The organism is Synechococcus sp. LTW-G (assembly GCF_054459035.1).
The window spans coordinates 1-9,817 of record NZ_JBTKYW010000015.1 but is presented as its reverse complement, the minus strand read 5'-3'; the positions used below and the strand labels follow the sequence as shown (position 1 = coordinate 9,817).

Annotated in this window: 6 protein-coding genes; 1 reads left to right on the top strand and 5 read right to left on the bottom strand. The window is 65.5% G+C overall.

Features of this window, described 5'->3' with window-relative positions:
• Positions 1–163 precede the first annotated feature (163 nt).
• Positions 164–1,762, bottom strand: a complete 1,599-nt coding sequence (locus ACXIQ9_RS12565; protein WP_459016853.1) for a multicopper oxidase family protein — start codon at positions 1,760–1,762, stop codon at positions 164–166.
• A gap of 368 nt (positions 1,763–2,130) precedes the next feature.
• Between ACXIQ9_RS12565 and ACXIQ9_RS12560 the strand changes: the two genes are divergently transcribed.
• Positions 2,131–3,363, top strand: a complete 1,233-nt coding sequence (locus ACXIQ9_RS12560) for a hypothetical protein (RefSeq protein WP_459016852.1) — start codon at positions 2,131–2,133, stop codon at positions 3,361–3,363.
• On the opposite strand, the gene ACXIQ9_RS12555 is transcribed toward ACXIQ9_RS12560, so the two are convergent.
• The 4 genes from ACXIQ9_RS12555 to ACXIQ9_RS12540 are packed head-to-tail and all read right to left on the bottom strand — an operon-like array spanning position 3,355 to position 9,624.
• Complete coding sequence (locus tag ACXIQ9_RS12555; protein WP_459016851.1) at positions 3,355–4,302, bottom strand: lysylphosphatidylglycerol synthase transmembrane domain-containing protein; 948 nt, start codon at positions 4,300–4,302, stop codon at positions 3,355–3,357. The genes ACXIQ9_RS12560 and ACXIQ9_RS12555 overlap by 9 nt on opposite strands.
• Complete coding sequence (locus ACXIQ9_RS12550) at positions 4,302–5,696, bottom strand: glycosyltransferase (RefSeq protein ID WP_459016850.1); 1,395 nt, start codon at positions 5,694–5,696, stop codon at positions 4,302–4,304. The genes ACXIQ9_RS12555 and ACXIQ9_RS12550 overlap by 1 nt, the downstream gene beginning before the upstream one ends.
• Entirely contained in the window at positions 5,693–8,089 is a 2,397-nt protein-coding gene (locus ACXIQ9_RS12545) for a hypothetical protein (RefSeq protein WP_459016849.1), read from the bottom strand. Before ACXIQ9_RS12545 ends, ACXIQ9_RS12550 begins: the two co-directional genes overlap by 4 nt.
• Positions 8,056–9,624, bottom strand: a complete 1,569-nt coding sequence (locus ACXIQ9_RS12540) for an ArnT family glycosyltransferase (RefSeq protein WP_459016848.1) — start codon at positions 9,622–9,624, stop codon at positions 8,056–8,058. The genes ACXIQ9_RS12545 and ACXIQ9_RS12540 overlap by 34 nt, the downstream gene beginning before the upstream one ends.
• Positions 9,625–9,817 lie beyond the last annotated feature (193 nt).

The window sequence follows — 9,817 nt, the reverse complement described above, 5'->3', positions numbered from 1 at the left end:
GAAGGCCTGCGCGCCTGGATGGCCCCCGCGGACCAACCGCACGAAAACTTCGTCTTCCCTGAAGAGGTTCTGCCCCGCGGCAACGCCCTCTGATCCAGATGGACTGACATCCCACGCCTGGCGTGGACACCTAGCGCCCCAAATGGGGCGCTTTTTTATTGCCCTAATCGAAGGTCAGCTGTTCATGGACAAAGCCGCTGGGGTCCCACCAACCCAGATCGGCTGAGCGATAGGCCAGCACGTTGAACATGCCGCGCATGTGGTGATAGCTGATGTGGCAGTGGAAGGCCCAGAGGCCTGGGTGGACGGCATCAAAGGCAATGCGGCAGCGGCCGCCCTTGGGCACCAGCACGGTGTCGCGCATCGGGCCAGAGAACGGCTGCCCGTTGATTTCGATCACCTGGAATTCATGGCCATGCAGGTGCATCGGATGGCCCATCGGGGTTTCGTTGCTGAAGACCATCTCCACCCGTTGTCCCTCCTCGACCCAGTAGGGATCGCGGTAGGGATAAAAGCGGTCGTTGAGGCCCCAGCGGTACTGAGGGGCGGGGCCGATGAGCGCCACTGGAATGGTGTTGTCCGCCGGTTTCTTGGGGAGGGGTTGCTGTGCCCTGAGTTGCTTGTCCTGGGTGAAGTCCAGCCGTCCAGTCCACTGCTGGGTTTGTGGGGCCAGGTTCGGGATCGCCTGCCCGGGGGCTGTACGTAGGACGACTCCGCAGCGCAGGTTGCTCTGCTCTCCGCAGGCCAGCAGCGGGAACACCCCCGGCGTCTCCGGCAGGCGGACCCGCAGGGTGAGCCGTTGGGCGATGGCCAGCTGGAAGACCGAACCTCGGATCGGCTCCACCGGGTTGGCGTCGGTGCGTAGTAGTTCTCCCTCCAGCTCGCCGAGGTCCAGGAAGAAGTTCATGAAGGCGCTGGCGGCGATCCAGCGAATGGCCACGGTCTCCCCGGGTCGTGCCTCGATCACCTGGGGTGCGTCCAGGCTGCGCTCGTTGGCCAGCAGGGCGTCATAAACCACATCCGGCAGCATCAAGCGCCCCGGTTTGCGCTGCCAGCTGAACCGCTCGGCTGCTGCATCCCATTGCTGCGTAAGCAGGGGCCGAGGCTGCTGCCAATCAAAGGTTTGGAGCGAGCGGGCCATGGCGGTGTCGCCGCCCCGCTTGCCGGAGACGATGTTGCTGAGGATGGTGTTGGCCGGTGTGAAGCTGAAATCCCTCAGGGTGACCGTGACGGTTTGGTCCGCCCATTGCTCCTGTTCCTCGCTGAGGATCACGAAGGGCTCAGCGACAAAGCTCTGGGTTTGCAAGCCGTAGTGGGAATGCATCCAGAAGGTGCCGTCCTGCTGGAGCGGGTAATGGATGCGTTGGCGCTCCCCCGGCGGGATGGGGGGTTGGGTGACATAGGGCACCCCATCCATGGGATTGGGAAGGATCAGACCATGCCAATGAATGGTGGTGGGAACCGGAAGTCGGTTCACCAGCTCCAGGTTGACGCCGGCCTCCCGGCTGGTGGTGTAACCCCGTTCCCCAGTGACCTGTCGAATGCAGCCCCGCTCCACTTGTCGCCCCAGCACGGTGATGGGTGCTGTTGTGATTTTCAGAACGGTGGTGGCTGGATTGGTGGGCACCTGGAAGGTGGCCTGGCCGATGAATCGGCTCCAACTGCTCTTGGCTTGGGCCTGGGCTTGCTTGAGCAGCTCCATTGCCGTGCCCCCAAAGGCGGCCCCCATCAGTCCGAGCTGGAGTAAGGCGCGACGACGCATTCGCAGCTGCTGTGCTGCTGGTTCTCTAGCCAGGGCGGGCGGTGTTGTCGCATCCGCAACGCCGTTCTTGGGTCAGCCTCGATAGGATTTGGGAGATCCGTTAGCAGTGATGTGGCGGCGCAGAACCCTTCGGGCGGAAGCGTTGCCGGATGCATTGCCGGCTAACAACAACCCCCACAGGAGGAGGTGCCCGTGTCCCACAGTTGTAAGAAGCAGGGTCTGCTGATCGCGGAGAACGCCGGCTGATTTCGGCGCCTCGTTCCTAGATCAAACGGTTCCGCGTCAGAGCGGACCCGGCGAGAGCCCCCGGTTCCTTTCGAGGAATCGGGGGCATCGTTTTGACTGGTGCCTCTTGGGGTGCCCCGCTGATGCAGAGCAGACGGCAATCGTTGGATTGGCCCGGCTCGGTTGTGGTGCTGCTGGTGGCGCTGGTCCAGTTCTTTCGAGCGGGTGCCCTCGGGAGTCAGTGCTGGCGTCCGGGCGAATCCCTGACCTTCTGCATCGATCAGTACTGGGTGAACCAGCTGCTGAAGAACTACGCCGGCGGCTTCACCAAGCGTGGATTCAGCGGTGAGGTGCTGCGTCACCTCTTCCCGTCGGGGTTGGACCTGATATGGCTCAATGCCTTCGCCTTGCTGCTGCTAATGGCGCTGGCCTTGTTGATGTATGCCCTTGTGCGCAGGCTCTTGGCCCGCTCCGGTTGGCCTCCGCTGTTGATCAGCGTCCTGCTGCTGCTAGCTCCCTTTGGTAAGGCGTTGGCGGAGACCGCCTTGGATCCGCTGCAACTCTCTGTGCTGTTGGTGGCTGGCGTGCTGCTGACGCCAGCCAAAAGCCCGGCTCGAGATGGGGCTGTTGTGGTCAGTTTTGCGTTGGCGTCCTTGATCTACGAGGGCTGCGCCCTGTTGCTCTTGCCGGTCGGCTTTTGGTTGATGCGGGCTACGCCCTGGCGCTGGTTACCGCCGGTGCTGGCAGTCGGGTTACTGCTGGTCTTCCAGCAACCGGATGCCCCCCTGGTGGGTCAGGCCGCCCGTGAGGCCTTGGTGGCTATCAATCCTTTGACTGGCGAAGAGCTGCGTTACCAAGACGGCGGCGGCTTGGCGGCCTCTGTGAGCTTCAGCTTCAACGTGAAGCAGGAGTTCAGCCGCTACTTATCCGATTCCCCTCGCGACACCTTTGCGCGCGTCTCCCGCTCCCTGGGAGCGGTCGTGGTTTATGGGATTGCTGTGCTGACCGCGATGGCCGAGCGCCGAGCCACTGAGCGCCCGGTCGCGTGTCGCGTCTGGCTCTCCTGGGTTCCCGTGGCCTTGCCGTTTGTCTTGATCACCCACGACTGGCTTCGCTATGGCGTGATCCTGTTGCTGTTGGCGATGGTGGTGACGGCGGCCCAGTGCGAACCGCTCCCGCTGGAATCTGGTCCCGCTACTCGGCCTGAGCTGCTTGCGATCGGCCTGCTGGCCATGGCTGCCGCCGTGCGGCCGGCAACGGGTGATGTCCGCAAGTTCCTGCCCCACAACTATTTCCACGCCTCCCTGCTGATGCTGTTGGTGGCCTGCGTAGTACTGGTGGTTGAACAGCGCCGGCTGTCGAAGCCCTCAGCGTGATTCCGCGGCTCGGCTGAGATCCGGTTGGCGCATCAACGCCAGGACTCCGACTAGGCAGGGGATGGCGAGGGTGCAGAGACGAAGCAGGAGCGTCACCGCCAGGGCCTGGGAGCGATCAGCTCCGTAGAGCATGGCCAGGCCAATCGAGGTGGCTTCACTGGTGCCCAAACCAGCCGGCAGCAGCGAGATCACTCCGCCAAGACCCGTCGCGGTTCGGATCACGGCGGTTTGGTGCAGGCTCAGCTCAACGCCGAGGGCGTGATACAGCGCCACCAGCAGGCCCGCCTCAATCATCCAGCAGACGCAGGCCAGCAGGGTGCCGGCGATCAGGGGCTTGGGTTTCATCAACTGGCGCATCCGGCCCATGGCCAGCAGTGCTTCCCGAAGAAGCCGAATCAGGCCGTTCCAGCGTTGATGCAGGGGCAGGCTCTCGAGCCAATGCTCCAGGCGGCGCAGGACCCGCGGGTGGGTCAGTACCCAGCCACCGACTCCGAGGACCGTCAGGCCAATCAGCATGGCAATCCAGACCTGCTCCCCGAGGCCCCAGCTGAGGACCAGTAGCGCACTGGCGAGATCCGCCAGGCGCTCGGCCAGGGTGATGCCCACACCCACGGTCAGCGGGAAGCCGTGGCGCCGCTGCAGCCAGAGGCCGCGCACCGCCTCGCCGCTGCGGCCGGGGGCTGCAATCAAGGCCAAGCCGGCGGCGTAGATCTTGGCGGCGGGTTTCAGGGGCAGGGGAAAGCCCAGTTGCCGCAGGTAATAGGACCAGCGCCCGATCAGCACCAGATGGCTACCCAGGCAGATGGCGGGCGCCAGGATCCACCAGCGCCAGTGCAGTTGGCCCAGGGTCGCGCTGACCTCCTGGATTCCAAAGGCCGTGGTCAGCCCGAGGTAAATCGCCAGGGCTGCGACCAGCCCGAAGAGCCAACGGCGCCGCATCAGGGAATGAACCGCAACTTGCGGGCGGCATAGAGACACATCTGGCCCAGGATCAGGCCCTCTTTGACGTGGGCGATGTTCGAGCTGCCGTAGCTGCGCTCTTGGTAGCGAACCGGGACCTCCACGATCTTCAGGTTCAACTTGCTGGCGCCAAACAGCAGGTCAAAGTCTCCAAAGGGGTCGAAGTCACCGAAGTAACTGCGACCGGCCTTGAGCCGTTCGTAGTCGTCCTTCCAGATCACCTTCGTGCCGCAGAGGGTGTCCTTGAGCCGTTGACGCAGCAACCAGGAGAAGGCGGCGGCAAAAAAACGGTTGGCTGCCGTGTTCAGCGGGGGCATCGCCTCCCAGCTGCGGGGGTAGACCAGGCGGCAGCCGTTGACGAACTCCCCGCGGCCATCGGCCATGGCTTGGGCGAAGCGCGGCAGATCCTCCGGCCTGACGGTCAGATCGGCATCGAGGATCATCAGCACATCCCCCTCGGCCTGATCAAAGCCCAGCCAGACCGCATCGGCTTTGCCCTTGCCGGTCTGGCGGAATTTCTTCAGGCGCATGGGCCCCTGATAGGTCGCGCAGACCCGCTCGATCTCCTCCCAGGTGTTGTCAGAGGAATGCCCCTCGACAAAGATCACCTCGGTGAAGCGGCCCAGTTCCGGCAACCGCTCAATCGCCGGTGCGATGTTCCCTGCTTCGTTGCGGGCCGGGATGACCACGCTGACGCTGGGGTTCTGGCGCTGCTGACGGGCGGGCCGGGCCACCATCCAATGGGTCAGCCCCAGGTTGTCGATCAGCGGCAGTTGGCTCAGCCAACGGTTGGCTAAGGGGGTGAGTAGCGGAATCTGGCGGGGGATCAGGCAGCGCTGGCCCTCTTTCAGCACCTCCCAGCTCGCAAGATCAAGCAGGTTGCGGACGTCGTTGGGAGTCAGCCAGCTCTCAGGCGGTTGCGGTTGCCGTTGCCCCAGGCGCTCGGCGGCCTTCAGCAGCGGTTGCCAGAGCCAATTGTGGAAACTCACCACCAGGCGTGTGCGCGGGTGGCAGAAGGCCTCAAGCCGCTCCAGCACCCCTTGGACGTCCTGCAGCGTGTTCAGAGTGTTCGGCAGCAGGATCACATCGAACGGCTGGGTTTCGCCGATGGACGCCGGGGTCATCGTCTCGGCGTTGGCCGCCAGGATCCGCAGCTCCGGGTGCCGCTCGCGGGCAACAGCGGCGACATCTGGATCCAGCTCGATGCCCACCCCATGGGCCGGTTGTAGATGGGCCAGCAGATCGCCGCTGCCGCAGCCCACCTCCAGCACCCGCAGGCCCGTTGGCACCAGCAGTTGGTGCAGACGCTCCAGGTCGGCGTAATAGGTGCGGTTGCGCTGGCGGAAGTGGATCTGCTGGCTCGGGGCGGTCATGAACGAAGCAGGTGGAGGGTCTGGGGCAGATCCAGGCGCAGGGCACTGGCCACGATGCGCAGGGTGCGCAGGGTGGAGTTGTTGGGGCTCATCTTCGCTGCTTGATCCAGCGCCACCTGCGCTTGGGCGGGCCGAAAGCGATAAAGCTCCACGACTCCAAGCCCCAGCAGTGCATTCGGATTGGAGGGATCCAGGGCCTTGATCTGGGTCAAGGTCTGCGCCGCATCGCCGGCGTGGCGTTGTAGGGCTTGGGCTAGGGCCAGGCTGTAGAGGTCATTGAGATCCTTGGGATCCTCCGCAAGCCGGGCACGCAGGATCGCCTCGGCGTCGCTCAGATAGACCTGCTCCGGGTCGCTTTGGTTGAGCTGTCCGACCTTGGAGAAGAGGCTGTCCAGTTCACCGCGGCGCAGTTGTCCCCCCAGCTGACGCAGTAGGGCGACGCGGTTGGCCGTGCGTTCACCGGGATCGCCCTGCCCGGGTTGCAGCAGCACCGCTCGATCGGCCGGCAGCTGGATGGCCTGCCTCTGGCCATTGGTTCTCAGCAGTTGCAGCTCAGCGTTCCAGGCCCCATCGCCGCGGGCCCCGTCACTCAGGGACAGCTGTTGCTGAACCTCGAGGCATCCCTTCGGCAACCGCAGCAGGCCTTGGCCCAGGGCCTGGTCGGCTTCGAGTCGTTGCTCGCCCTGGCGGAGGGTCAGCAGCAGCTTGGATCCCTGCAGGGTGGCGCTGGGGCCTGAGACCCGGATGTCCAGGCCGCCTGGAATGGCTGTGATCGAGCCGCTGAGCTGGGCCGGGCAGGTGATCGCTGCGGTGCGCACGCTCAGCCGTTTGCGGCGTATCAGTTGCGCTTGGCTGCCATCGGGCAGGGGCCAGCTGCCCACCTGCACGAAGTGCGCTGAGTTCTGCAGCAGTTCGCTTTGGCGAGCCTGCCGCTCATCGCTCATCACCCCCTGGTCCCCGCCTTTGCGGAGGAACCAGTCGAAGTTGCTGAGTTCTTCCTCCAGCCGCTCCTTGGGGGCCACGGTCTGGCGGGCGGCCAGGCGGAACTGCTGGCGCCGTCCCTCGGCTTCGAGGTTGAAGGCGTTGAGCCCTTCACTGTCTGGGAGCACCGCCAGGGTTGAGAGCTGGTTGGGGCTGGTGCTGCGAACGCTGGCCACGATCGCTTCGATGGGCCAGCCCCCCTGGGGGTTCGGGCGATGGGGCGGAAAGCTGCTGAGCTTGGGCCCCCAGCCGAATTGGCTCCAGAGCGCCCCCAGCAGCGCGACCAGCACCAGCGCCCCCTGCCAAAGGGGTGCCCAGCGGCGCTCGACGCTGGCGACGATCAGGGCCAAGGCAATGGCCAGCTGCGGCAGCAGGGGCAGGACGAAGCGGAAGTCCTTGCTGGTCATCAGGATGCAGATCAGCAGTCCCCCCAGGGGAAAGCTCAGCCACCAGATCAGCCAGGTCTTGTCTGGGTTGAGTAGCGGTCTGCGCTCCACCAGCGCGATGACTCCGCCCACCAGCACCAGGGCCGTCAGGCTGCTGCCCAGCATCGCCGGCAGCAATTTCAAGTAGTAGAACCAACCCTCCAGGCTGTTGGCCTCCAGGCCGTCCTGGTAGGCGACCCCCCACTGGCGCGCTTTGTTGATCGTGCTCAGGATCGTCAGCCAGTTCTGGCTGAACCAGGGCCAGACCATGAGCCAGGCGATGACGCTGGCCGTGGCGCCCTGCAGCAAAGGCCGCCATTGGCCGCGCCGCGCCGCGCCCAGGCCCCCGATCAGGAGCAGCAGCAGGGGGAGCCAGAGCAGCACCAAGCCCGTCGGCCGGGTCAGGGCCACCAGCCCCAGTCCGATTCCGCTGAGGACGGTCCAGAGCCAGCGACGGCCGGCTGCAAACCAGCGCCGCTGGCTCAGGATCCACCAGCTGCCGGTCATGACCGCCGTCAGGCTCAGGTCGATCAGGTAGTCGGTGCGTTGATTCAGCAGGGCCGGGGCTGTCGCCACAAACAGGGCGGCCCAGAGCCCCGCGCGGCGGCTGTTGAGTTGCCGGCCTTGGCCGTAGCAGCTCAGCAGCAGGATCCCGTTGAATACGGCGCCGGAGGCCATGGCACTGCTGAAGCTCGGGCCGAGCAGCTGCAGAACGGGTGCACTGAGCACGTAGGTCAGCGGGCCCCGGTAGCTGGGGGCCTCGGCCCAGAGTCTGTGCCACCAGTCGCCGCTCCAGGGGGCCGGCTGGCTTAGGACCTGCCAGACCCCGAGGGCGCGGCTGAGGTGATCGCCTTGGTCCCAGGCCGGCGGGGCCTGGTGCTGCTGAATCCAAAGGCCGTCCAGCAGTAAGCAGAGCAGCCAAAGGGCCAGCAGCAGCAGGCCATCGCGCCGGTTCAGTTGCCGCTGGGGCTGCGTACCAAGGTCCATGGGGCCAGATCATCGCCCGAGGTCAGGGGGATCAGCTCGCGATTGGTGGAATCCTGCAGGGCCGCTGTCTCAATCCAGGCCAAGCTGTCTGGCTTCAGTGCCGCCGCGCTCTCCACCTTTGCTCCCAACTGCGGAGTCCCCAGGGCCAGCAGGATTAGTTGGGCATGGGCCTGGCCGCTCAGGGGGCTGCCGCTGATGACGGCCACCGGTTCTGCGGCCAGCAGCGGTTGGATCGCGCCATCGCTGAGGGCCTGGCGCAGACCTGGAGAGCGATCGCTGAACAGGCCCCCCTGCACCAGCAGGCTCAGGGCCAGCCAGGGGCCGATCAATACGGCGGCCAGGACGCGTTTCTGGGTCCGTTGCTGGGGCAGTAGCGCCCAGCTCAGGCCCAGGGCCAGGGCCGCCAGACCCAGCAGTGCGGGCGCCAGGGGCGGGATCTCGAGTGGGAGCAGGTTTCCGGGGAGTAGCACCAGCGCTCCGGCCAGGCAGAGCAACACCCCGAGGCCAGCGATGCTCCAGGCGATGGCCCGCGGCCGGGCGATGCCGGATTGCGCGAACAGCCGCAGGCCGCTCGCGGCCCAGATCGCGAGAAAGGGCGTGAGCTGCAGGCCGTAGTAGGGCGTCTTGGTGCGGAAGCAACTCAGCAGCAGCAGCAGGCCGAGCGGATAGACCAGTAGCAGTAGGCCCTGCTCTGAGCGCCAGCGCCTCAGGCCCCAGACCAGCCCAGCGATGGCCACCAGGCTCCAGGGCGCGCAGTTGGCTGGGATGTTCCAGAAGTAATAGAGGGGGCCGGCGCTGTAGACGTCGCTTTCCGAGAGGAACAGCAGCTTGTCCAGCAGTCCCCCGACGACGCCAGCCCCGTAGTGCTGCAGGCTCAGGCCCAGCCAGAGCCCGACGGGCAGCCAGCCCAGCAAGAGTCCGGACCAGAAGGCCCCCGAGCGCAGTAGGACACGCCGCCGCAACAGCAGGAAGGGCAGCAGGGCCAGCACCGGTAGGGCGACCATGAAGCCCTTGATCAAAAAGGCTGGTCCCAGCCAGGCACCCGCGGCGAAGCTCCAGCCGCGGGACCGTTCGTCTGTTCGCAGCAACGCCAGGACCCCCAGCAGCTCAAGCGCCAGCAGGGGCATGTCCTGGCTGGCCAGGTGGGCGTAATTAATAAAAAGTGGTGTGAGCGCCAGGACGGCGGCACTGAGCCAGCCCAGTCCTGGGCCCAGCAGGCGATGGGCTAGGCCGGCGGTGAAGGCCAGAGCCAGGGCTGCCGCCAGCAGCGAGGGCAGGTGCGCGGCCCAGCTACTGGCACCGAAGAGCTGCTGGCTGCTGGCGATCAGCCACTGCACACCGACCGTGCGATCAAACAGCGGTTGATCCCACCAGAGGGGCGCGAGCCACTGGCCGCTCTCTTGGATCCAGCGGGCCTGGAGGGCGTAGTAGCCCTCGTCATGGGCCAGGTAGCTGCGGGGCGCAACGCTGACCAGTAGCGGCAAAAACGGCAAGGCGCGCCACCACAAAAAGAGTGCACTCGTATACGAAAACACCCCTGCCTTGTATCGCTTGTTACTAGTCATTGCAGGTTGTGGCACACCCGATGGTTCTGGCTAGGGGGTCGGTTCCGCATCATCACCGGGGGCCTTATGCCCTTCTCCTCGATTTGGTGTGAGGACCAATGAAACTGTTCCAGAAGCTTCTTCTGGCGCCTGCAGCTCTGGGCCTTCTGGCTCCCGTTGCTGC